Source organism: Pseudomonas sp. PAMC 25886, assembly GCF_000242655.1.
In the GTDB taxonomy this organism is placed as follows: Bacteria; Pseudomonadota; Gammaproteobacteria; order Pseudomonadales; family Pseudomonadaceae; genus Aquipseudomonas.
Genome location: NZ_AHHC01000023.1, coordinates 79,759 through 103,753, shown reverse-complemented (window position 1 = coordinate 103,753; position 23,995 = coordinate 79,759). Strand labels below are relative to the sequence as shown.

The 23,995-nt window shown below is 58.3% G+C and carries 19 protein-coding genes, 2 tRNA genes and 1 rRNA gene; 16 read left to right on the top strand and 6 right to left on the bottom strand.

Translation table 11 applies throughout. The features are described from left to right. The 5 genes from MUM_RS0107635 to MUM_RS0107610 form a co-directional block, all read right to left on the bottom strand. Window positions 1–1,350: ribosomal RNA gene (locus MUM_RS0107635) — 23S ribosomal RNA — on the bottom strand; the annotation flags it as partial. Window positions 1,351–1,596: 246 nt separating this feature from the next. Continuing rightward, a tRNA-Ala gene (locus MUM_RS0107630) sits at window positions 1,597–1,672 on the bottom strand. A 30-nt stretch (window positions 1,673–1,702) separates the two neighbouring features. Continuing rightward, a tRNA-Ile gene (locus MUM_RS0107625) sits at window positions 1,703–1,779 on the bottom strand. 2,265 nt (window positions 1,780–4,044) lie between these two features. Beyond that, window positions 4,045–5,265, bottom strand: coding sequence for a CaiB/BaiF CoA transferase family protein (locus MUM_RS0107615; RefSeq protein ID WP_010168708.1), 1,221 nt, complete (start codon window positions 5,263–5,265; stop codon window positions 4,045–4,047). A gap of 13 nt (window positions 5,266–5,278) precedes the next feature. Further along, window positions 5,279–6,460 carry an acyl-CoA dehydrogenase gene (locus MUM_RS0107610; protein ID WP_010168706.1) on the bottom strand — a complete coding sequence of 394 codons (1,182 nt, stop codon included), beginning with the start codon at window positions 6,458–6,460 and terminating at the stop codon, window positions 5,279–5,281. Between the two features lie 157 nt (window positions 6,461–6,617). Between MUM_RS0107610 and MUM_RS0107605 the strand changes: the two genes are divergently transcribed. From MUM_RS0107605 to MUM_RS0107555, 11 genes are all read left to right on the top strand, one after another. Beyond that, entirely contained in the window at window positions 6,618–7,517 is a 900-nt protein-coding gene (locus tag MUM_RS0107605; protein WP_010168704.1) for a LysR family transcriptional regulator, read from the top strand. 446 nt (window positions 7,518–7,963) lie between these two features. Continuing rightward, window positions 7,964–9,085 carry a Re/Si-specific NAD(P)(+) transhydrogenase subunit alpha gene (locus tag MUM_RS0107600; protein WP_010168702.1) on the top strand — a complete coding sequence of 374 codons (1,122 nt, stop codon included), beginning with the start codon at window positions 7,964–7,966 and terminating at the stop codon, window positions 9,083–9,085. A 15-nt stretch (window positions 9,086–9,100) separates the two neighbouring features. Then, complete coding sequence (locus tag MUM_RS0107595; RefSeq protein WP_003220416.1) at window positions 9,101–9,421, top strand: NAD(P) transhydrogenase subunit alpha; 321 nt, start codon at window positions 9,101–9,103, stop codon at window positions 9,419–9,421. Further along, window positions 9,421–10,857, top strand: a complete 1,437-nt coding sequence (locus tag MUM_RS0107590; RefSeq protein ID WP_010168698.1) for an NAD(P)(+) transhydrogenase (Re/Si-specific) subunit beta — start codon at window positions 9,421–9,423, stop codon at window positions 10,855–10,857. Before MUM_RS0107595 ends, MUM_RS0107590 begins: the two co-directional genes overlap by 1 nt. A gap of 180 nt (window positions 10,858–11,037) precedes the next feature. Next, on the top strand, window positions 11,038–12,531 hold the full coding sequence (locus MUM_RS0107585) for an acetyl-CoA hydrolase/transferase family protein (RefSeq protein ID WP_010168696.1): 1,494 nt from the start codon (window positions 11,038–11,040) through the stop codon (window positions 12,529–12,531). Window positions 12,532–12,849: 318 nt separating this feature from the next. Then, window positions 12,850–13,065 (top strand): DUF1127 domain-containing protein, encoded by a 216-nt coding sequence (locus MUM_RS0107580; RefSeq protein ID WP_010168694.1) that lies wholly within the window; start codon window positions 12,850–12,852, stop codon window positions 13,063–13,065. Between the two features lie 263 nt (window positions 13,066–13,328). Further along, the gene (locus MUM_RS0107575; RefSeq protein WP_010168692.1) at window positions 13,329–13,523 is read left to right on the top strand and encodes a DUF1127 domain-containing protein; all 195 of its coding nucleotides are present in this window, start codon (window positions 13,329–13,331) and stop codon (window positions 13,521–13,523) included. 154 nt (window positions 13,524–13,677) lie between these two features. Next, entirely contained in the window at window positions 13,678–13,998 is a 321-nt protein-coding gene (locus MUM_RS0107570) for a DUF2388 domain-containing protein (RefSeq protein ID WP_010168690.1), read from the top strand. Window positions 13,999–14,104: 106 nt separating this feature from the next. After that, a complete protein-coding gene (locus tag MUM_RS0107565) occupies window positions 14,105–14,413 on the top strand; it encodes a DUF2388 domain-containing protein (protein ID WP_008439654.1) in 309 nt (102 codons plus the stop codon). Between the two features lie 26 nt (window positions 14,414–14,439). Next, window positions 14,440–14,760: a DUF2388 domain-containing protein gene (locus MUM_RS0107560; RefSeq protein ID WP_010168687.1), complete on the top strand. Its 321-nt coding sequence runs from the start codon at window positions 14,440–14,442 to the stop codon at window positions 14,758–14,760. After that, window positions 14,757–16,718: a DUF7844 domain-containing protein gene (locus MUM_RS0107555; RefSeq protein WP_010168685.1), complete on the top strand. Its 1,962-nt coding sequence runs from the start codon at window positions 14,757–14,759 to the stop codon at window positions 16,716–16,718. The genes MUM_RS0107560 and MUM_RS0107555 overlap by 4 nt, the downstream gene beginning before the upstream one ends. On the opposite strand, the gene MUM_RS0107550 is transcribed toward MUM_RS0107555, so the two are convergent. Next, window positions 16,715–17,116 (bottom strand): GFA family protein, encoded by a 402-nt coding sequence (locus tag MUM_RS0107550; protein WP_010168683.1) that lies wholly within the window; start codon window positions 17,114–17,116, stop codon window positions 16,715–16,717. The genes MUM_RS0107555 and MUM_RS0107550 overlap by 4 nt on opposite strands. A gap of 272 nt (window positions 17,117–17,388) precedes the next feature. On the opposite strand from MUM_RS0107550, the gene MUM_RS0107545 reads away from it, so the two are divergent. The 5 genes from MUM_RS0107545 (at window position 17,389) to MUM_RS0107525 (ending at window position 23,954) form a co-directional block, all read left to right on the top strand. Then, window positions 17,389–18,696, top strand: a complete 1,308-nt coding sequence (locus tag MUM_RS0107545; protein WP_010168681.1) for a CitMHS family transporter — start codon at window positions 17,389–17,391, stop codon at window positions 18,694–18,696. A 65-nt stretch (window positions 18,697–18,761) separates the two neighbouring features. Continuing rightward, complete coding sequence (locus tag MUM_RS0107540) at window positions 18,762–19,529, top strand: TerC family protein (RefSeq protein ID WP_010168680.1); 768 nt, start codon at window positions 18,762–18,764, stop codon at window positions 19,527–19,529. 211 nt (window positions 19,530–19,740) lie between these two features. Further along, window positions 19,741–21,399 carry a Na/Pi cotransporter family protein gene (locus MUM_RS0107535; protein WP_010168677.1) on the top strand — a complete coding sequence of 553 codons (1,659 nt, stop codon included), beginning with the start codon at window positions 19,741–19,743 and terminating at the stop codon, window positions 21,397–21,399. 57 nt (window positions 21,400–21,456) lie between these two features. Continuing rightward, a complete protein-coding gene (locus MUM_RS0107530; protein ID WP_010168675.1) occupies window positions 21,457–22,839 on the top strand; it encodes a M16 family metallopeptidase in 1,383 nt (460 codons plus the stop codon). A gap of 71 nt (window positions 22,840–22,910) precedes the next feature. After that, a complete protein-coding gene (locus MUM_RS0107525; protein WP_010168673.1) occupies window positions 22,911–23,954 on the top strand; it encodes a DUF5924 family protein in 1,044 nt (347 codons plus the stop codon). Window positions 23,955–23,995 lie beyond the last annotated feature (41 nt).

Genomic DNA, 23,995 nt, shown 5'->3' with positions numbered 1-23,995 from the left:
CCTCGCCTTAGGGACCGACTAACCCTGCGTCGATTAACGTTGCGCAGGAAACCTTGGTCTTTCGGCGTGGGTGTTTTTCACACCCATTATCGTTACTCATGTCAGCATTCGCACTTCTGATACCTCCAGCAAGCTTCTCAACTCACCTTCACAGGCTTACAGAACGCTCCTCTACCGCATCACCCGAAGGTGATACCCGTAGCTTCGGTGTATGGTTTGAGCCCCGTTACATCTTCCGCGCAGGCCGACTCGACTAGTGAGCTATTACGCTTTCTTTAAAGGGTGGCTGCTTCTAAGCCAACCTCCTAGCTGTCTAAGCCTTCCCACATCGTTTCCCACTTAACCATAACTTTGGGACCTTAGCTGACGGTCTGGGTTGTTTCCCTTTTCACGACGGACGTTAGCACCCGCCGTGTGTCTCCCATGCTCGGCACTTGTAGGTATTCGGAGTTTGCATCGGTTTGGTAAGTCGGGATGACCCCCTAGCCGAAACAGTGCTCTACCCCCTACAGTGATACATGAGGCGCTACCTAAATAGCTTTCGAGGAGAACCAGCTATCTCCGAGCTTGATTAGCCTTTCACTCCGATCCACAGGTCATCCGCTAACTTTTCAACGGTAGTCGGTTCGGTCCTCCAGTTAGTGTTACCCAACCTTCAACCTGCCCATGGATAGATCGCCCGGTTTCGGGTCTATTCCCAGCGACTAGACGCCCTATTAAGACTCGCTTTCGCTACGCCTCCCCTATTCGGTTAAGCTCGCCACTGAAAATAAGTCGCTACCCATTATACAAAAGGTACGCAGTCACAGAACAAAGTCTGCTCCCACTGCTTGTACGCATACGGTTTCAGGATCTATTTCACTCCCCTCTCCGGGGTTCTTTTCGCCTTTCCCTCACGGTACTAGTTCACTATCGGTCAGTCAGTAGTATTTAGCCTTGGAGGATGGTCCCCCCATATTCAGACAAAGTTTCTCGTGCTCCGTCCTACTCGATTTCATGACTAAGAGATTTTCGCGTACAGGGCTATCACCCACTATGGCCGCACTTTCCAGAGCGTTCCGCTAATCTCAAAGCCACTTAAGGGCTAGTCCCCGTTCGCTCGCCACTACTAAGGGAATCTCGGTTGATTTCTTTTCCTCAGGGTACTTAGATGTTTCAGTTCCCCTGGTTCGCTCCATACACCTATGTATTCAGTGTAAGGTAACCATCTTATGATGGCTGGGTTCCCCCATTCAGACATCTCCGGATCAAAGTCTGTTTGCCGACTCCCCGAAGCTTTTCGCAGGCTACCACGTCTTTCATCGCCTCTGACTGCCAAGGCATCCACCGTATGCGCTTCTTCACTTGACCATATAACCCCAAGCAATCTGGTTATACTGTGAAGACGACATTCGCCGAAAATTCGAATTTCTCAACTAAGAGAACTCACAAATTTTACCTTAGCCTGATCCGTTACCAGTGAAAGTAACGTTCAGTCTATCTTTCTATCACATACCCAAATTTTTAAAGAACGATCTAATCAAAGACTAGAAATCAACATTCACCATCACAATGATGGAATGCTCATTTCTAAGCTTTCAAGACAGAAGCAGTTAGTGGTGGAGCCAAACGGGATCGAACCGTTGACCTCCTGCGTGCAAGGCAGGCGCTCTCCCAGCTGAGCTATGGCCCCGTATTTCTACAGGCGTTTCCCACACAAAATTGGTGGGTCTGGGCAGATTCGAACTGCCGACCTCACCCTTATCAGGGGTGCGCTCTAACCAACTGAGCTACAGACCCAATTTCGGGCTGCTTCTTTATCGTCTTCTTCAATGAATCAAGCAATTCGTGTGGGAACTTATGGAGCAGCTGATGTCGTCGATTAAGGAGGTGATCCAGCCGCAGGTTCCCCTACGGCTACCTTGTTACGACTTCACCCCAGTCATGAATCACACCGTGGTAACCGTCCACCCGAAGGTTAGACTAGCTACTTCTGGTGCAACCCACTCCCATGGTGTGACGGGCGGTGTGTACAAGGCCCGGGAACGTATTCACCGCGACATTCTGATTCGCGATTACTAGCGATTCCGACTTCACGCAGTCGAGTTGCAGACTGCGATCCGGACTACGATCGGTTTTCTGCTGAGACTGCCAAGGCACACAGGGGATAGGCAACCCTCTGTACCGACCATTGTAGCACGTGTGTAGCCCAGGCCGTAAGGGCCATGATGACTTGACGTCATCCCCACCTTCCTCCGGTTTGTCACCGGCAGTCTCCTTAGAGTGCCCACCATTACGTGCTGGTAACTAAGGACAAGGGTTGCGCTCGTTACGGGACTTAACCCAACATCTCACGACACGAGCTGACGACAGCCATGCAGCACCTGTCTCAATGTTCCCGAAGGCACCAATCTATCTCTAGAAAGTTCATTGGATGTCAAGGCCTGGTAAGGTTCTTCGCGTTGCTTCGAATTAAACCACATGCTCCACCGCTTGTGCGGGCCCCCGTCAATTCATTTGAGTTTTAACCTTGCGGCCGTACTCCCCAGGCGGTCAACTTAATGCGTTAGCTGCGCCACTAAGAGCTCAAGGCTCCCAACGGCTAGTTGACATCGTTTACGGCGTGGACTACCAGGGTATCTAATCCTGTTTGCTCCCCACGCTTTCGCACCTCAGTGTCAGTATCAGTCCAGGTGGTCGCCTTCGCCACTGGTGTTCCTTCCTATATCTACGCATTTCACCGCTACACAGGAAATTCCACCACCCTCTACCATACTCTAGCTCGTCAGTTTTGAATGCAGTTCCCAGGTTGAGCCCGGGGATTTCACATCCAACTTAACGAACCACCTACGCGCGCTTTACGCCCAGTAATTCCGATTAACGCTTGCACCCTCTGTATTACCGCGGCTGCTGGCACAGAGTTAGCCGGTGCTTATTCTGTCGGTAACGTCAAAACAGCAAAGTATTAATTTACTGCCCTTCCTCCCAACTTAAAGTGCTTTACAATCCGAAGACCTTCTTCACACACGCGGCATGGCTGGATCAGGCTTTCGCCCATTGTCCAATATTCCCCACTGCTGCCTCCCGTAGGAGTCTGGACCGTGTCTCAGTTCCAGTGTGACTGATCATCCTCTCAGACCAGTTACGGATCGTCGCCTTGGTGAGCCATTACCCCACCAACTAGCTAATCCGACCTAGGCTCATCTGATAGCGCAAGGCCCGAAGGTCCCCTGCTTTCTCCCGTAGGACGTATGCGGTATTAGCGTCCGTTTCCGGACGTTATCCCCCACTACCAGGCAGATTCCTAGGCATTACTCACCCGTCCGCCGCTCTCAAGAGAAGCAAGCTTCTCTCTACCGCTCGACTTGCATGTGTTAGGCCTGCCGCCAGCGTTCAATCTGAGCCATGATCAAACTCTTCAGTTCAAACATCTTTGGGTTTTTAAGAAACCCTAAACTTGGCTCAGCAATCGTTGGTTACATCTTTGATTTCTCGCGGAGTAACTTGTGATGCTGATAATCTTGTTGACTATCAGTCTGACTCCACAAGCACCCACACGAATTGCTTGATTCAGTTGTTAAAGAGCGGTTGGTTAAGATCTTTCGTCTCAACCGAGGCGCGCATTCTACAGCAGCCTCATTTGCTGTCAAGTGATTATTTTCAGAAGTTTTCAAAGTTTCCTTTGTAACTTCAACCACTTGCGCTTCCGATCTCTCGTTAGCGGGAGGCGAATTCTACAGCGTTACACGCTGCTGTCAACACCTCTTTTTCTCCGCTTTCGACCGAGAAGATCGAACCGTTAACAGAGCCAAACTACACCGCTCTATCAACTCCTTCCAGGCTTCGATGATCTGAAGCAGCTCGCTGTCGAAACCTACATAACTCTTTGTTTACCAAGGAGTTTTCCGTTTCGACTGCGCCGGAAGTGGGGCGAATTATAGACTTCCAGAATCTGCCGTCAACCCTTAATTCAGCTTTTCTATCAAATAGACATTCCTGGCTAAAAATCAACCAACTCCCCTCTATATAGAGAACTTAAACAGCCCTCTATATAGAAGGGAAGCTTCAGATGACCCCGGCATCCCTTAACGCCGACACACTCGCCGGCGTTAAACCCAGCACCTGCTGCAGGACCTGATGAGTATGCTCACCCAACAGGGGAGGCGCACTGCGGTATTCAACAGGCGTCTTGGACAGTCGCATAGGGCTCGCTACCTGGGGCACCATCCCCGCCAACGCATGAGGCAACTCCATCGCCAGCCCGCGCGCCTTTACCTGCGGGTCGGCAAACACCTGCGCCAAGTCATTGATAGGCCCGCAAGGCACGCCCACCCGCTCCAACTGAGCCACCCATTCAGCAGTTGTCTTGAATACGGTCGCCTGGCGAATCAACGGTATCAGCGCAGCTCTGTTGGCCACCCGCAGCTTATTAGTCGCAAACCGCGGATCATCCGCCCACTGCGGATGCCCGGCCACCTCGGCAAACTTGCGAAACTGTCCATCGTTGCCCACGGTGAGAATGAAGTCGCCATCTGCCGTAGGAAAATCCTGATACGGCACGATATTCGGATGAGCATTGCCCAAGCGCTTGGGAGGAACGCCCGTCGTCAGGTAGTTCATCGCCTGGTTAGCCAGACAAGCCACCTGCACATCCAGCAGCGCCATATCGATATGCTGACCACCACCATCATGATCCCGGTGAGCCATGGCGGCCAGAATCGCCACTGTCGAATAGAGCCCCGTCAGGATATCCGTCAGCGCCACACCTACCTTGACTGGGCCAGCACCGTCTTCCCCCTCGGGACGGCCCGTCAGACTCATTAACCCGCCAAGCCCTTGGATCATGAAGTCGTAGCCCGCCCGAGCCGCATAGGGCCCAGTCTGGCCAAACCCGGTAATCGAACAGTAGATCAACTCCGGATTGATCTCTTTGAGCGACTCATAGTCCAGTCCATAGGCCGCCAAGCCACCCACCTTGAAGTTCTCGATCAGAATGTCGGACTTCGCCGCCAGGTCACGTACCAGCTTCTGCCCCTCCGGCCGCGTGAAGTCGATGGTTACCGACTCCTTGTTACGGTTGGCCGACAGGTAATACGCCGCCTCTGTGGTGTTCTCCCCATACGCATCCTTGAGGAAGGGTGGCCCCCAGGCACGAGTGTCGTCTCCATTACCAGGCCGCTCGACCTTGATCACTTCAGCGCCAAGGTCCGCAAGTATCTGCCCGGCCCAGGGGCCCGCCAGCACTCGCGACAAATCCAGCACCCGCAGGTGCGATAGCGCGCCCATGGTCGCTCTCCTATTAATAGAACGCCTGAATACCGGTTTGCGCACGCCCCAGGATCAGCGCATGCACGTCGTGGGTACCCTCATAGGTGTTCACCACCTCAAGGTTGACCAGGTGACGGGCAATGCCGAACTCATCGGAGATACCGTTGCCACCGAGCATGTCACGTGCCATCCGCGCAATATCGAGAGACTTGCCACAGGAATTGCGCTTCATGATCGACGTAATCTCCACCGCCGCTGTACCTTCATCCTTCATGCGACCCAACCGCAGGCAACCTTGCAGGGCGAGGGTGATCTCGGTCTGCATGTCCGCAAGCTTCTTCTGGATCAATTGGGTTGCCGCCAATGGACGCCCGAACTGCTGACGATCAAGGGTGTATTGGCGCGCGGTATGCCAGCAGAACTCCGCAGCCCCCAAGGCACCCCACGAGATCCCGTAGCGCGCCGAGTTAAGGCAAGTGAAGGGGCCTTTCAAGCCACGCACATCCGGGAAGATGTTTTCTTCAGGCACAAACACGTTATCCATGACGATTTCACCGGTGATCGAGGCGCGCAGCCCGACCTTGCCGTGGATCGCCGGAGCACTCAGGCCTTTCCAGCCCTTCTCCAATACAAAGCCACGAATGTCGCCCGCATCGTCCTTGCCCCACACCACGAAGACATCGGCAATCGGGCTGTTGGTGATCCACATCTTGCTGCCGGTGAGGCTGTAGCCGCCATCCACCTTGCGTGCACGGGTAATCATCGCGCCCGGGTCAGAGCCATGGTTAGGCTCGGTCAGACCAAAGCAGCCAATCCATTCGCCAGAAGCCAGCTTCGGCAGGTATTTCTGCTTTTGCGCTTCGGTACCGAATTCATTGATAGGCACCATTACCAGCGATGACTGCACACTCATCATCGAGCGGTAGCCGGAGTCCACGCGCTCGACTTCACGAGCGATCAGGCCGTAGCTGACGTAGTTCAAACCGCTGCCACCGTACTGCTCGGGAATCATTGCACCCAGCAGACCGGTCTCGCCCATTTCGCGGAAGATCGCAGGGTCGGTCTTTTCATGGCGAAAGGCTTCGAGCACACGCGGCGCCAGCTTGTCCTGGGCGAACTGCTCGGCGCTGTCGCGCACCATGCGTTCTTCTTCAGTGAGCTGTGAATCCAGCAGCAGTGGATCGATCCAGTTGAAGCTTGCCTTACCGCCCATGAGTGAGTCCTCGCGAAGTAAATCAAAAGTCGTGCATGGAGCCTAGGCCGGGCAGGCGAGGAGGGCAAACGAGGTTTTTGCATAGCCTTGTGCTAATTTCTCACTCCGAAACATAAAAAACCGCCATAGATGCTAGTTACTTGTGAGGCTACGGTACATGCGCAGAAAGATTCCCAGCACCACGGCCCTGGTCAGTTTTGAGGCGGCGGCCCGCCACGAAAGCTTTACCAAGGCTGCGCAGGAGCTTTCGATCACCCAAGGCGCAATCTGCCGACAGATCGCCAGCCTCGAAGAGTTTTTGAGTGTCGAGCTGTTTCGACGCTCGCGCCGAGGCGTGAAGCTGACAGAAGCCGGGCTTTCCTACAGTCGCCGGGTAGCCACCCAGCTGGACGCGGTCGAGCGTGACACCTTGTCGGTGATGGGCCAGCAGGGCACCAACGTTATCGAACTGGCGGTAGTCCCCACCTTCGGCACCCAGTGGCTGATCCCGCGCCTCAAGGACTTTCAGCATCAGCACCCGGAGGTCACCGTCAACCTGACCAACCGCACGCGGCCGTTCCTGTTTGCCGACACCGAATTCGACGCGGCAATCTACTTTGGCGACGCCGACTGGTCCGGTACCGAATCCCACAAACTAATGGGAGAAAACCCGCTCCCTGTGTGCAGCCCGCACTTGCTGGGTGAACGTACGCACTTCAGCGCGCAGGAAATTGCCGAACTGCCGCTGCTGCAGCAAACCACTCGACCCTACGCCTGGCGCCAGTGGTTCAACGCGCAACAGCTGGACATACCCCGCGACATGACAGGCCCGCGTTACGAGCTATTCTCCATGTTGTCCCAGGCAGCCATGCACGACATGGGCATTGCACTGATCCCGCCGTTCCTCATTCAAAGGGAATTGAACGAAGGGCACCTGGTGATCGCAAGCCCCCAGGTACTGGCGAGTTCAAAGGCCTATTACTTGATGATTCCCGAGAGAAAAGTCGAATCGGCTTCTCTTCACGCGTTCAGAGACTGGCTGATCGATCAGTCACTGCGCTACAACCCCAATAGCTAAAGGCGAACGCTGGCTTATTGACTCTGTAGTCAGCAAATTAAAATACCTACATATGTATATATATGTCGCAATTTAGAAGACCGCATCTTTTGACGATAAATCGGCCTTAAAGCCATACGTATATTGGCCTGTAGCCATAAAGTGACAGCAATAGACAGCCATTCACATCAACCATGACGACAAGCCAATATTTTAGCTAAACCCCTTTAAATACCTGTATTTGAAAGAGTTATACCCAAGCATTGCGACAATCAGTCACAGGGTGACTTGTAGTTAATTTTTCGTCACCCGTCATAATCTCTTGAAGGCCGTAAAGTTCGCCTGCAAAATGCCGCGCCCCGCTGTATTTCAGCGGGATCGTGCTGATCGGCCGCCCAGATGCACCTCTTGCGGTGCACTGGCCTTTTACAAAAATCAAAGCAAAAAGATCATGCAGGAGATTTGACGTGCACATTGGTGTTCCTCTCGAAACCCAGACCGGTGAAACGCGGGTGGCTGCCACCCCGGAAACCATCAAGAAGCTGATCGGCCAGGGCCACAAGGTCACTGTGCAAAGCGGGGCAGGCATCAATGCCAGTGTCGTCGACAGTGCCTATGAAGCGGCAGGCGCAACCATTGGCAACGCCAGCGAGGCATTCGGTGCCGAACTGATTCTCAAGGTCGTAGCCCCGAATGACAGCGAACTGACGCTGATCAAACGCGGCGCGGTGTTGGTGGGCATGCTCAATCCGTTCAGCAACGAAACCATCACCCGACTGGCCGAGCATGGCATCACGGCCTTTGCCCTTGAGGCCGCACCGCGCACCTCCCGCGCGCAAAGCCTGGATGTGCTGTCTTCCCAGGCGAACATTGCTGGCTATAAGGCCGTGTTGCTCGCCGCCCATCACTACCCACGCTTCATGCCAATGTTGATGACCGCCGCAGGCACGGTGAAAGCCGCTCGCGTGCTGATCCTCGGCGCGGGCGTAGCAGGGCTGCAGGCGATTGCTACCGCGAAACGCCTGGGCGCCGTCATCGAAGCGTCCGACGTGCGGCCGGCCGTAAAGGAACAGATCGAGTCCCTGGGCGCCAAGTTCGTCGATGTGCCCTACGAAACCGATGAAGAGCGCGAATGCGCCGTCGGTGTTGGCGGCTATGCGCGTCCGATGCCCACCAGCTGGATGCAGCGTCAGGCCCTGGCCGTGCACGAGCGCGCCAAGCAAGCCGACATCGTCATCACCACTGCATTGATCCCGGGCCGCAAGGCGCCAACCCTGCTCAGCGCCGAGACCGTCGCACAGATGAAGCCAGGTTCGGTGGTCATCGACCTCGCGGCAGCCCAGGGCGGCAACTGCCCACTGACCGTGGCAGACCAGGTGGTCGTGGAAAACGGCGTGACCATCTGCGGCCCGACCAACCTGGCAGGCGCCGTCGCAGCCGATGCCTCGGCGCTGTACGCGCGCAACCTGCTGGACTTCCTGAAGCTGGTCTTCACCAAGGAAGGGCAGTTTGAAATCAACCTCGAAGACGACATCGTCGCCGCGTGCCTGATGTGCCGCGACGGCCAAGTCATCCGCAAAAACGCCTAAGCAGGGATTCAGACGATGGAAGAGCTTATCTCCCCCGGTATCTACAACCTGATCATCTTTGTGCTGGCAATTTATGTCGGTTACCACGTGGTCTGGAACGTCACCCCAGCCTTGCACACCCCGCTGATGGCCGTGACCAACGCAATTTCGGCGATCGTAATCGTCGGCGCCATGCTGGCGGCCGCACTCACCGTGACGCCGCTGGGCAAGACCATGGGCACCCTGGCCGTGGCCCTGGCTGCGGTCAATGTATTCGGCGGCTTCCTGGTTACCCGCAGGATGCTTGAGATGTTCAAGAAGAAAGCCCCGAAAGCAAAAGAAGAGGCGCCGAAGTAATGAGCATGAATCTGGTTACGACGCTCTACCTGATCGCGTCGATCTGCTTTATACAGGCCCTCAAGGGCTTGTCACACCCAACCACCTCGCGGCGCGGCAACCTGTTCGGCATGCTCGGCATGGCGCTGGCAGTGCTCACCACCGTGGGCCTCATCTATAAGCTCGGCGCGGAGCTGGCGACTGCCGGCATCGGGTACGTCATCGTTGGCCTGCTGGTCGGCGGCACCGCCGGCTCGATCATGGCCAAGCGCGTAGAAATGACCAAGATGCCGGAACTGGTGGCGTTCATGCACAGCATGATCGGCCTCGCTGCGGTGTTTATTGCCATTGCCGCAGTCGTGGAGCCGCAATCCCTGGGCATCGTCAAACACCTGGGGGATTCGATCCCTGCCGGTAACCGCCTGGAGCTGTTCCTTGGTGCTGCCATCGGCGCGATTACGTTCTCCGGCTCCGTCATTGCCTTCGGCAAGCTGTCGGGCAAGTACAAGTTCCGCCTGTTCCAGGGCGCACCGGTACAGTTCGGCGGTCAGCACAAGCTGAATCTGGTGCTGGGCCTGCTGACCCTGGGCCTGGGCCTGGCCTTCATGCTCACCGGAAACCTCAGCGCATTCGCATTGATGCTGGCCCTGGCGTTCGTACTGGGCGTGCTGATCATCATCCCGATTGGTGGCGCCGACATGCCAGTGGTCGTCTCGATGCTGAACAGCTACTCCGGCTGGGCGGCGGCGGGTATCGGTTTCTCGCTGAACAACTCGATGCTGATCATCGCCGGCTCCCTGGTGGGTTCAAGCGGCGCGATCCTCTCGTACATCATGTGCAAGGCGATGAACCGTTCCTTCTTTAATGTGCTGCTCGGCGGTTTCGGCAACACGGCAGACGCCGCGGGCCCCGCGGGCTCTAAAGAAGCTCGCCCGGTGAAGTCCGGTTCGGCTGATGACGCAACCTTCCTGTTGACCAACGCGGACACCGTGATCATTGTCCCGGGGTATGGCCTGGCGGTGGCACGGGCGCAACATGCGCTGAAAGAGCTGACCGAGAAGCTGACCCATCGCGGCGTGACCGTGAAGTACGCGATCCACCCGGTTGCCGGCCGCATGCCCGGCCACATGAACGTATTGCTGGCCGAGGCAGAAGTGCCTTACGACCAGGTGTTCGAGATGGAAGACATCAACTCCGAGTTCGGCCAGGCCGACGTGGTGTTGGTGCTCGGCGCCAACGATGTGGTCAACCCGGCCGCCAAGAATGATCCCAAGTCGCCAATCGCGGGGATGCCGATTCTCGAAGCGTTCAAGGCCAAGACCATCATCGTCAACAAGCGCTCCATGGCCAGCGGCTATGCCGGCCTGGACAACGAACTGTTCTACCTGGACAAGACCATGATGGTCTTCGGCGACGCCAAGAAGGTCATCGAAGACATGGTCAAAGCCGTCGAATAAACACTGCGCCAGCGCAATACCCAAAACCCTGGCCTTTAGTAGGCTGGGGTTTTTTATTGCCGGTAAAAAACCGACAGAAGGCTCTAAATCGCTGCCTGGCATTCGACCATGGTAGCGGGACGAAATTTTTTGAAATCACTAGACTGCGCATCTTGCTTCCGTAGCCCGAGATAACAATCCATGTACCGTGATCGTATCCGCTTGCCTTCGTTGTTGAACAAGGTCATGAGCGCGGCTGACGCTGCCGCACTGATCCAGGACGGCATGACCGTCGGCATGAGCGGCTTCACCCGCGCCGGTGAAGCCAAGGCCGTGCCCCACGCCTTGGCCGAACGCGCCAAGACCTCGCCGCTGAAAATCACCCTGATGACCGGTGCCAGCCTGGGCAATGACCTGGACAAGCAACTGACCGAAGCCGGCGTACTGTCGCGACGCATGCCATTCCAGGTAGACAGCACTCTGCGCAAGGCGATCAACGCCGGCGAAGTGATGTTTATCGACCAGCACCTTTCGGAGACCGTCGAACAGCTGCGTAACAATCAGCTCAAGCTGCCGGACATCGCGGTAATCGAAGCCGTGGCCATTACCGAGCAAGGCCATATTGTGCCGACCACATCCGTGGGCAACTCCGCCAGTTTCGCGATTTTCGCCAAGCACGTGATCGTCGAGATCAACATGGCGCATAACCCGAACCTGGAAGGCCTGCACGACATCTATATCCCGAGCTATCGCCCGACCCGCACACCGATTCCGTTGGTGGCCGTGGACGACCGCATCGGCAGCACCGCAATTCCAATCCCACCGGAGAAGATCGTCGCCATCGTCATCACCAATCAGGCCGACTCGGCCTCCACCGTGACGCCACCCGACAGCGACACCCAATCGATCGCCAACCACCTGATCAACTTCCTTAAAGAAGAAGTCGACGCCGGGCGCATGACCAATAAGCTCGGCCCGCTGCAGGCCGGCATCGGCAACATTGCCAACGCGGTGATGTGTGGCTTGATCGAGTCGCCGTTCGAAGATCTGACAATGTATTCGGAAGTACTCCAGGACTCGACGTTCGACCTGATCGACGCCGGCAAGCTGAGCTTCGCCTCGGGCAGCTCGATCACCTTGTCAGAACGGCGCAACGCCGACGTGTTCGGCAACCTGGAGCGCTATAAAGACAAATTGGTGCTGCGGCCCCAGGAAATCTCCAACCACCCGGAAGTGGTACGGCGCCTGGGCATTATCGGCATCAACACTGCGCTGGAGTTCGACATCTACGGCAACGTCAACTCCACCCACGTCTGCGGCACGCGGATGATGAACGGGATTGGCGGCTCGGGTGACTTTGCACGCAACGCGCACTTGGCGATCTTTGTCACCAAGTCGATCGCCAAGGCCGGGGCAATCTCCAGCGTCGTGCCGATGGTCAGCCATGTGGACCATACCGAGCATGATGTCGACATCCTCGTGACCGAGGTCGGCCTGGCAGACCTTCGCGGCCTGGCGCCGCGTGAGCGGGCTCGGGTCATCATCGACAACTGCGTGCACCCGGCATACCGCGACGCCCTGAACACGTACTTCGCCCAAGCCTGCGCGCTGGGCGGTCACACCCCGCACATCCTGCGGGAAGCACTGAGTTGGCACATCAACCTGGAAGAAACCGGGCATATGCTGAAAGCGTAATTGATACAGATTCGGACTGATGCAAACACAGTTTCATCAGTCCGGGCTTGTAAACCCATCGTTTAGAAAAAACTGTACTGCTGTACCGGTCATTTCCTACCTAAATCTCCTACCCCAATCTCTAAAAACGCCTAAAACGCACCATAAAAGTGCCGACAGGTACAGTTGCCCCAATTTCGTACAGTACAGCCCCTATAAACAGTTAACTGGCCCCTCACAATACAGGTGAACTGTATCTAGAGAGTCTTGCGCCGGAAGAGGATCATTGGCATCAGTTAAACCACTACCTAATCCCGCCACAAGCGGAAGGATGTCATCATGGAACGTACACTCAGTTCCGATCTGTTCTTCGAAGAAAAAGCTGTAAACACCCAGGCTTCCCTGCCTCTGCGCGTTATCGCCAACCTGATGTTGTGGCAGCGCCGCATCTCCAGCCGCCATCAACTGGCTCGTCTGGATTCGCGCCTGCTGGCTGACGCCGGTATCAGCGAAGCACAACGCTACGAAGAGCTGAGCAAGCCGTTCTGGCGCTAATTAGCGTCCGCTGGCCCTGACCCACCGGGTCCACAGCCAGCACTCAGAATTGATCAAGCAAAACCCGCCCCGGGTAACCGGAGGCGGGTTTTGTTGTTTCTGGGATTTGGATTTTTAAGAGCAAAAACAATAGGCTTTCATATCCACAGGTACAGTTTAAAAAGCATAACAATTAAGCAGTACAATTTAGCCCTGGTGTATCTGTACCGGTAAAACTTTCGCGCCCAACATGGAGTTTCAGAACCTCATAAAAGGCGCTCGCCATGAACACCCAAGCCCAGCAACGCCCTCTATTGATAAGGCTACTGCAACGCACGGCCTCGGGACTCGCCCGCTGGGAGCAACGTGCCCGTACACGCAGGTTGCTGGCTCAACTGGACCCGCGGGAATTATCTGACGCGGGCATCAGCCACGGCGACCGAGCAGCCGAACTATCCAAGTCGTTCTGGAGCGAGTAATCACCACGGGTGACTATCCGAACGGATAAACGGCGGCTTAATATCCGGTTACCACGTGGCGAACCCTGTAGAACGGGCGTCTGATGCCCATGGTCCCGCTGATCAAATAGCGGCTTTGTGCCACTTTTATTCGTTCATTTACAGGAGTCACCCCATGTCCCGTCTTCGTCTGCTGAGCGCTGCAGCCCTGCTGGCCCTGGCTGCCAATGCCAACGCCTCCAGCCTGATCGTGACCACGGATTCGATCGTCGGCGCTCTGAAAGCCACCTCGGATGCGACCTCCGATGCCACGTCCTCCCTGCGTGACAACAAGGTCGTACGTGCCGCCCGCGACGACGCCGCCAGCTTTGTGGCCAGCGACGGCGCCATCCGTGGCGTGAAACTGGAAAGCGCCCTGGCCCAGATCCGTCAACAGGCTCCACAACTGAATACCGCGACTGACGCTCAACTGGCCCAGGCGATCCTGGCCATCTGACCGCGGGTGGGGAAGACGGGAGCGCCAGGCGCTCCCTGATCCTGCGCGCTGGCTCTCGCCCGGGCATTGCGCTAGCCTTGGCGCTCGTTTTCAGTTGTCGAGTCCCATGGCTTTTTCATACCGCCTGTTGATCGCTCCCGTAGTGTTTTGCACCTGCTGGTCCACCCAAGCTCCGGCCTTTGACCTGTCAACCCAGAGCCTCGTTGTCAGTGCGTATGCCACCAGCAAAGTGACCTCCGCACCGTTCGACCATAAACTGATACTGGCCGCCCAGGATGACGCTGCCGCTTTCATTGCCACTGACGGCCAATGGCGGGGAGCCCGACTGGAATCAGCGCTGGATTATCTGCGCCATACCCAGCCAAAACTTAACGCCAGTGACCTTGAACTGGCTCAAGCAATTCTCGTCCAATAATCATCTTTGTATTTCGGAGTCATTCCATGCGTAGCCCGCTGATCGCCGCCGCTCTCGGCCTGCTGTTGTTGGCCGGTGTTGCCCAGGCGCAAACCCTGAAGGCCACCAGTAACATCATCGTCCGTGCCTCGGCCCGTACCATTGATTTCACCTCGGACACCACCACGTCCATCCGCGACTCCAAAGTCGTGCGCGAAGCCCACGACGATGCCGCCAGTTTCGTCGCCAGCAATGGCGAGATTCGCGGCGCTCAGCTGGAAGCCGCGTTCGATACCCTGCGAACCCGCGTGCCAGAAGCCCGCGACGCCAGCGACCAGGTCCTCGCCGAAGCTATCCTCGCACTGTGAGGCGAATTGCCGCCTGGCTACTGGCCGGCACGCTGCTGCTCGGCGCCAGCGCGGCTCAGGCCGCCCTGCAACTGCGGCTCAAGACTGATGGCTTGAGCCCGGCCCAGCAGCAGGCAAGCCAGGCATTGCTGGATGAGGCGATGCAGGCGTTGCCGCCGCGCTTCATCGAGCAACTGGACCGGACCATCGACGTCGGCTGGACCGACAAGATGCCCGAGAATGCCTACGGCCAGGCCTCGCTGGTGTCCGAACTGGACCTCAACAGCAACCTGCTGGAAAGCCTCACCGACGGCAGCGCCGCGACACAAAAAACCAACCGCCCCCATGGCACCGTGCGCCGGGAAATGCTCGCCACTGTGTTGCATGAACTGACCCACATCTACGACCGCGCCCGGCTGTGGTCCAGCGCCGACCGCACGCTGATCCAGCGTTGCAGCCGCCAGAACAACATCACCGGCCTGATCGGCCTGCCCGATCAATGCCGTGGCCAGAACGATCGCCGCTTTACCCTCAGCGATGACCCACGCCTGCTGGACCTTGCCGGCTGGCCGCAATACGTCGGGCGTCGCGGCGAACGTGAACAGAACAACCACCAGGTCGCCCGCAGCCCGGACATCTACGAAACCACCAGCCCGCTGGAATTCGTCGCGGTCAACATGGAGTACTTCCTCCTCGACCCGAGCTACGCCTGCCGCCGGCCTTCGTTGTACCGCTATTACAAGGAACACTTTGGCTGGGCACCACCGGCCAAGGACACCTGCGCCAAGACCTACGCCTTCCTCAACGCCGGCAACGACTTCGCCAAGACCCCGCTGGGTCAGGTCGACCCCGAGAGAGTCTACGAAATCGACTACCTGCTGGCCGAGGCCAACCAGAACCTGGTAAGCCGCTGGGGCCATAGCATGTTGCGCCTGGTGATCTGCGCCCCAGGCCGGCCACGGGGCCCGGATTGCCGGCTGGACCTGGACCAGCACCTGGTTCTGTCCTACCGCGCATTCGTCGGTGACGTACAGCTGTCGAGCTGGGACGGCTTGATCGGCAAATACCCATCACGGCTGTTCGTGCTGCCGCTGTCACAAGTCATCGACGAGTACACCAAGACCGAACTGCGTGGCCTGGCGTCAGTGCCGCTGAAGCTGACACGCCAAGAGATCAACGACACTGTCGAACACGCCGCCGAAATGCACTGGAGCTACGACGGCAACTACTTCTTCATCTCCAACAACTGCGCGGTGGAGAGCCTGAAACTGTTACGCAGCGGCAGCGCCAACCCGCAGCTGACCGGCCTGGACAACATCACGCCCAATGGTCTGCTGGAAGTCCTCAAGGGCCGGGGGCTGGCCGATACCAGCGTGCTGGATGACAAAAAACGCGCGCTGCGCCTGGGCTATCACTTCGATTCTTTCCGCGAGCGGTACCAGGCGATGTTCGAGGTGCTGAAAAAGCGCCTGCCGATCAAGCAGGCCGAGGTAGAGGACTGGCTGTCACTGAGCGCCGAAGAGCGGCGCCCATGGTTCGCCGAGGCCGACCTGCGCGCCAGCGCGGCCTTGTTGCTGCTGGAGCAGGCAAGCTTTCGCAAGCAACTCATGCTGGCCCAGGATGAAGTCAAACAACGCTACCTCGGTGCCCGCGAGCTGAAGAACGGCGGTATGGAGAAAGCCAACGCAACCTTGCAGCAGATCCTCGCCAACAGCGGCTTCCTCAGTCGTCCGGCAGAGCTGTTGGGCACCAGCGGTTACGGCCTGCCCCAGCCGACCGAATCCCAACGCCTGGAATCTGAAAGCGCCGCGCGCCAGAAACAGTTGCAGTCGCTGACCGGCGACCTGGACAAGGAGGTGAGGGCGCTGCTGGAGCCGTCCCGCGCAGCGGAAATTGCCGCGTGTGAAGCCAACCTCAAGCAATTGGGCGAGCACTTGCGTGCGCTGCACAAGGCCTCCGGCGGGTTCGAGCTGCCCTAGAGCGTTTCCCCATCCTCTTGCGGCAACTGTTCATCCAGGCGCAGCCACGGCAATCGGCTCTCTACCCAGATGTGCCGTTCTGCCGGGGCCTGTTCCGGATGATCCAGGGTCGCGATGGTCACATCGATACTCTCGGGACTCAGGCGAGTCTCCAACGCCAGGTGCGCCCCACAGTTCGAACAGAAATACCTCACGCACGTCGATGACGATTCGTACTGCGCCGGCGTTCCCGCCACCCACGCAAACGCGGGACGGGGCAGGGTGATCCAGGTGGTCACCAACCCACCGCTGACCCGCCGGCAAACCGAACAGTGGCAGTGGGCAATGTCCACCAACGCCCCGCTGAATTGATAACGCACCCGCCCGCAATGGCAGCCGCCTTGGTGTTGCTCATGCATGCCCCGTCTCCCACATCCTTATTTCATATAAGACCAGTCGTCACTCAACGTAGCCTGTTTCTTAAGCGAAAGCTGGCTGAAAGCTTCCGGGACTAGGATCGCCCACCACTACCGGCAACAGACCGGTTGTTAACAACAACAATGGTGATTCCCGATGTCCGCTCGTACCCGCCTGTTTGCCCCAACTCCACCCGTACGCCTCGTGCTGTTCGTTCTGCGCTGACCCCAACCGGTTCGCCATTCCCTAGCCGCGCTACGCCTGGAGTATTCCTATGCTGACTTTCCTTGGCTTTGCCATGGTCATCACGTTCATGTACCTGATCATGACCAAGCGCCTGTCCGCGCTGATCGCCTTGATCATCGTGCCAATCCTGTTCGCGCTGTTCGGCGGCTTTGCACCGAAGATCGGCCCGATGATGCTCGAAGGCATCACCAAGCTCGCGCCGACCGGCGTGATGCTGATGTTCGCCATCCTCTATTTCGCCTTGATGATCGATTCCGGCCTGTTCGACCCGGCCGTGCGCAAGATCCTCAAGCTGGTCAAGGGCGACCCGCTGAAGGTCTCGGTCGGCACTGCCGTACTGGCCCTGGTGGTCTCGCTGGACGGTGACGGCGCCACCACTTACATGATCTGCGTGGCCGCCATGCTGCCGTTGTACAAGCGCATCGGCATGAGCCCGCGGATCATGGCCGGCCTGATCATCCTGGCCGGCGGCGTGATGAACATGACGCCATGGGGCGGCCCGACCGCCCGTGCGGCCAGTGCGCTGCATGTAGACCCGTCGGACATTTTCGTACCGATGATCCCGGCGATGCTGGCCGGCGTGGTTGCCATCCTGGTGATTGCCTACATGTACGGCAAGCGCGAACGTGCGCGTCTCGGTGAACTGCACCTGCACGGTGACGAAATTGACCACAGCGAAATCAGCGTTTCGCAGTACCCGGACGCCCGCCGTCCTAAGCTGATCTGGTTCAACGGCGCCCTGACGCTGGCCCTGATGTGCACCCTGATCGCCGGCCTGCTGCCGCTGCCCGTGCTGTTCATGGTGGCCTTCAGTATCGCGATGATCGTCAACTACCCGTGCCTGCAAATGCAGAAAGACCGCGTCGCCGCCCACGCCGGCAGCGTATTGGCGGTGGTCGGGTTGATCTTCGCCGCCGGCATCTTCACCGGCATCCTGTCCGGCACCGGCATGGTCGATGCCATGTCCAAGAGCCTGCTGGCGGTCATCCCCGACGCCCTTGGCCCTTACCTGGCCGTGATCACCGCACTGGTGAGCATGCCGTTCACGTTCTTCATGTCCAACGACGCGTTCTACTACGGCGTACTGCCCGTACTGGCCGAAGCCGCCAGCCACTACGGCATCACCGCCGTGGAAATGGCTCGCGCCTCGATCGTTGGCCAACCCGTGCACTTGTTGAGCCCACTGGTTCCATCCACTTACCTGTTGGTGGCCCTGGCGGGTATCGAATTTGGCGATCACCAGCGCTTCACCCTCAAGTGGGCGGTACTGGTGTGCCTGTGCATAATGGTCGCCGCATTGCTGATGGGGATTTTTCCGCTGTTCAGCACTCTATAATCGTACAACTCACTACGCCGGCGCTTAAAGCCGGCGCGGTCTAACACTCGTTCAAAGGAATACACATGGAATGGCTGACCAATCCGGAAATCTGGATTGCTTTCTTCACCCTGACGGCCCTCGAGATCGTCCTGGGCATCGATAACATCATCATGATTTCGATCCTGGTCAGCCGCATGCCCAAGCACATGCAGGCGCGTACCCGGATCTTCGGCCTGGCCCTGGCGATGGTCACGCGGATCCTGTTGCTGCTGTCGATCACATGGGTGATGCGCCTCACCGACGACCTGTTCGTGGTGTTCGGCCAAGGCATCTCCGGTCGCGACCTGATCCTGTTCTTCGGTGGCCTGTTCCTGCTGTGGAAAAGCTCCCAGGAGATGTACCACGCCCTGGAAGGTGAGGACGAAACCCACGACGAGCCAAAAGGCGCCGGTGGCAAGTTCATCTACACCATCATCCAGATCGCGATCATCGACATCGTATTCTCCCTGGACTCGGTGATTACCGCAGTCGGTATGGTTTCCCACGTACCGGTGATGGTGGCTGCGATTATCGTCGCCGTACTGGTGATGATGCTGGCCGCTGGCACCATCAGCGAATTCATCGACAAACACCCGTCGCTGAAGATGCTGGCGCTGTCGTTCCTGCTGGTGGTGGGTACCGTTCTGATCGCTGAAGCCTTCGATGTTCACGTGCCAAAAGGCTACGTTTACTTCGCCATGGCGTTCTCCCTGGCGGTGGAAGCGGTGAACATCAAGATGCGTACCGCCATCGCGAAAAAGAAAAAACAGCAGGACCCTGTGAAACTGCGCAAGGACATTCCGGGTCAGTAACCTTGACCCGCTGCTGAAGAAGGGGCTCTCGAGCCCCTTTTTTTCATCTGCAAAAAACTGATTTCATGACAGTTTTGTTTCAATCCCGACTTTAGCTATGCGATGCTGGCGCAGAGCCCATTCGCCAACTACAGCTTAAGTACAAGACGTAGAACGGCACGCGGCAATTCTTATTTGCTCTTTTTGAGCTAACCCACACGGGGGGCCGAGCATGCTGACCTTGCTCAATCTGCTTTCCGCCGTGACCCTGCTTATCTGGGGCACGCACATCGTCCGTACCGGCATCCTGCGGGTCTACGGTTCCAACTTGCGCCAGGTCATCGGGCAGAACATGTCCAAGCGCTGGCTGGCGTTTGTCGCCGGCATCCTGGTGACAGCCATGGTGCAAAGCAGCAACGCCACGGCGATGCTGGTGACCTCGTTTGTCGGCCAGGGCCTGATGGGCCTGATGCCCGCCCTGGCGACCATGCTCGGAGCCGATGTCGGTACGGCATTAATGGCCCGGGTGCTGACCTTTGACCTGTCGTGGCTGTCGCCGCTGCTGATTTTTCTCGGGGTGATTTTCTTCCTGTCGCGCAAACAGACGCGCGCCGGACAGATGGGCCGTGTCGGTATTGGCTTGGGCCTGATCATTCTTGCGCTGCAATTGATCGTCGAAGCCGCAGGCCCGATTACCCACGCGCAGGGCGTGAAGGTCCTGTTCGCCTCGCTGACCGGCGATATCTTGCTCGATGCCTTGGTCGGCGCACTGTTCGCGATGATTTCCTACTCCAGCCTGGCCGCCGTCCTGCTGACCGCGACCCTGGCCGGCGCCGGCGTGATCGGCCTGCACGTGGCCATCGGCCTGGTGATCGGCGCCAACATCGGCAGTGGCGTGCTGGCCTTCCTCAGCACCAGCATGCAGAACGCCGCCGGTCGCCAGGTGGCCCTGGGCAGCCTGCTCTACAAGCTGATCGGCCTGCTGCTGATCATCCCGGCCCTCGACCCGCTGGCGCTGTGGATGGACACCCTGGACTACAGCGCCCAAGGCATGGTGATCACCTTTCACCTGCTCTATAACGTCATCCGCTGCCTGATCCTGTTGCCGACTATTGGCCCGATGTCCCGCTTGTGCGCCTGGTTGCTGCCGGAGCGTGAAGAGGTCAACGGCCTGGCCAAGCCCCGTCACCTGGACCTGGCGGCGCTCGCCACGCCAAGCCTGGCGCTGGCCAACGCCGCCCGCGAAACCCTGCGCCTGGGTGACTTGATCGACAATATGTTGACCTCGACGCTGGAAGTGCTGCGGGGCAAGCAGACCGCCATAACCCAGGAAATGCGCAGCCTGAGCGACGACGTTGAAGCGCTCTACAGCGCGATCAAACTCTACCTCGCGCAAATGCCTCGCGAAGACCTCAGCGAGCACGACAGCCGACGCTGGGCCGAAATCATTGAGCTGTCGATCAACCTGAAGCTGGCCGGTGACCTGATCGAACGCATGCTGCGCAAGGTCCAGCAGCAAAAAACCTCCCAGCGCCGCTCGTTCTCCGAAGTCGGCCTGGAAGAGCTGGCCGGTCTGCAAACGCAGTTGATCGCCAACCTGCGCCTGGGCCTGTCGGTGTTCCTCAGCGCCGACCCGGAAAGCGCCCGGCAATTGCTGCGGGAGAAACGTCGCTTTCGCGCCCAGGAGCGTCGCCTGGCCCACGCTCACGTCAGCCGCTTGCAACGTAAAATCGTACAGAGCCTGGAGACCAGTTCCCTGCACCTGGAACTGATTGCCGACATGAAGCGCCTCAACTCGCTGTTCTGCAGCAGCGCGTATGTGGTGCTGGAAACCACCGACACCGGCGCCCTTTCGGCGGACGATATTGCCGACATCACCCATTCGCCCTGAACGTAAGGTGGCGAGTGAAGTCAGTTAACAAGGACCTCACTCGCCAGGAAGCTTGTTATGCGTCGCCTGTTATTCGCCTGCCTGCTTATGGGCTCGGCACACACCTTTGCCTTTGACCGCTTGCAAGTCGAGGGCTACACACTGCCCAACGGCCTGCAACTGCTGCTCAAGCCGGGCACCGAGCGCGGCCACGTGGCCATTCGCCTGGTGGTAGGCGTCGGTCTGGACGACTTCAGTTGCGAAGACAAAGAGCTGCCGCATCTGCTGGAACACCTGCTGTTCAGCGGAATCGACGGTGGCGGCGAAGGTGAGCTGGAAGAACGCATGCAAGCCCTCGGCGGCGACTGGAACGCCTATACCAGCAACGCCGACACCACTTTCGTCATCGAGGCACCGGCGCAAAACCAGCGCAAGGTGCTCGACCTGCTGCTGGCCATCATCACCCGCACCGAACTGACCGACGCCAACATCAATGCCGCCAAACAGGTGGTGGAACGCGAGGACGGCGGCCATTACTCGCACCTGCAACGCCTGCTGGACCGCCAGGACCTCGGCCACAAGGCCAGCAGCCAGCTTGCGGTGGAACTGGGGCTCAAATGCGCCGAACGTGCCGACGTCGACCACCTGACCCGCGAGCAATTGGAAAAACTGCGCAAGGCCTGGTACGCCCCCAACAACATGACCCTGATCATCGTCGGCGACCTCGACAAGCTGTTGCCGGCCTACCTCGAACGCACCTACGGCGAGCTGGATCCGGTTGACCCCACGGAACATCGTGCACTGCCGGAGATTCAACACGCCGCCGCGATTCGCCGTGACCTGATCCATGGCTGGGTGGGTGACAACGCCAAGCTGCACTGGCTGTTCCCCGAGCCGGTGCTGGACGACCAGTACGATGAAACCTTCGACCTGCTCAAGGACTATCTGGATTGGGCGTTGTATCGCCAACTGCGGCTGCAGCACGGCTTGTCCTACGGCCCATGGAGCGAACGCGAAGTGCTCGGCGGCGTCGGCTTCATGAGCCTCAACGCCGACCTCGAGCGCGAAGACTTGCCCGAAGCCGAACAAGTCCTGGAAACCCTCAAGGCCCAACTGCTCCAGGACGGCCTCGACCCCGCCACCTTCGCCCGCCTGCAACAAGCCGCCATCGCTCGCCAGGCGTGGGCGGTTCAGGGCAACAGTGCGTTGGCCGACTATTACTGGAGCGCTTCGGGCGACTACGCCAAGGGGCGTTTCAGCGACCCGGCCAAGCGCATCAAGGCCGTCAGCCTGGAGCAAACCAACCAGGCCATGCGCGAGCTGTTCAAGCAGAACGGCTACTGGCGCATCGAGAAGCCGCTGTTCAGCTACGACACTCTCAACTGGATCGCCGCCGGCGCGCTGGGGCTGATCGCGATTGTGTTGCTCGGCGTGTGGCGTTATCGCAAAGGGATTGCGTAATGAGGCCCCGGGAAAACGGCTAAAACGTTATTCTGTCTGGGATTTTTCCTACAAAGACTGTGAACTGCCGAATGCCTATCCTGACCCAGACCATCCAGCGCGTCCTCGAACTGATGAAGCGCTACCCAGGGGTGATTGCACTCGGCGGTTTCATCTCCGGTGTGGGCAGCTTCATCCTGGTGGATCGCCAGCAAGGCATGGCCAGCTGGATCGCAATCATCATGCTGGTGAGCTGGTTATGGCTGATGCTGGAAAACAGCTTCACCCAGCTGTTCAGCAAAGTCTTCAAACGGGAAATCCCCGAACCGCTGCTGCGCTACGCCACGCAGATGATCCACCAGGAAAGCCTGTTTTTTGTGCTGCCGTTCTTTTTTGTCACCACCACCTGGAACAGCGGCCAGTCGATCTTTACCGGCCTGTTGGGCGCGGCGGCGCTGGTCTCGATTACCGACCCGCTTTACTACAAGTGGCTGGCGCCCAAGCGTTCGCTGTTCCTGGCGCTGCACACCCTGACCCTGTTTGCGGCCCTGCTGACCGCGCTGCCGATCATCCTGCACCTGACCACCGCCGAGAGCTACAAACTGGCCCTTGGCGTGGCGATGCTGCTTTCGATCCCGAGCCTGGCCGTGAGCCTGCCGCTACGCAGCATCAAGGGCTGGGCGATGCTGTTGGGGGTTACGGCAGCGATTGGTTGCGCCGGCTGGTTCCTGCGCAGTTGGGTGCCGCCCGCGACGTTGTGGATGACCGAAGTGGCCATCAGCACTCAATTGCAGGACCGCACGCCCGGCGATGACTTGAAAGAAGTCAGCGCCGCCCAACTGCGCAGCAGCGGGTTGTATGCCTACACCGCGATCAACGCACCGCGCGGGCTGGATGAGCGCATCTACCATGTGTGGAAATTCAACGGCAAGGAAGTCGACCGCATCGCCCTGGACATTCATGGCGGGCGCAAGGAAGGCTATCGGGCCTGGACCCACAAACAGAACTTCCCACCCGACTCGGTGGGCCGCTGGCAGGTACGGGTGCTGACCGAAGATGGCCAAGTGATAGGCGTGCTGCGCTTCAAGGTGACTGACCCCGGTCAGGCCCCAGCAACGCCGGACGCGCCAAAGTAGGCAGGATCGTGCTATTACGTAGGAATTCTGGAATAGCCAAA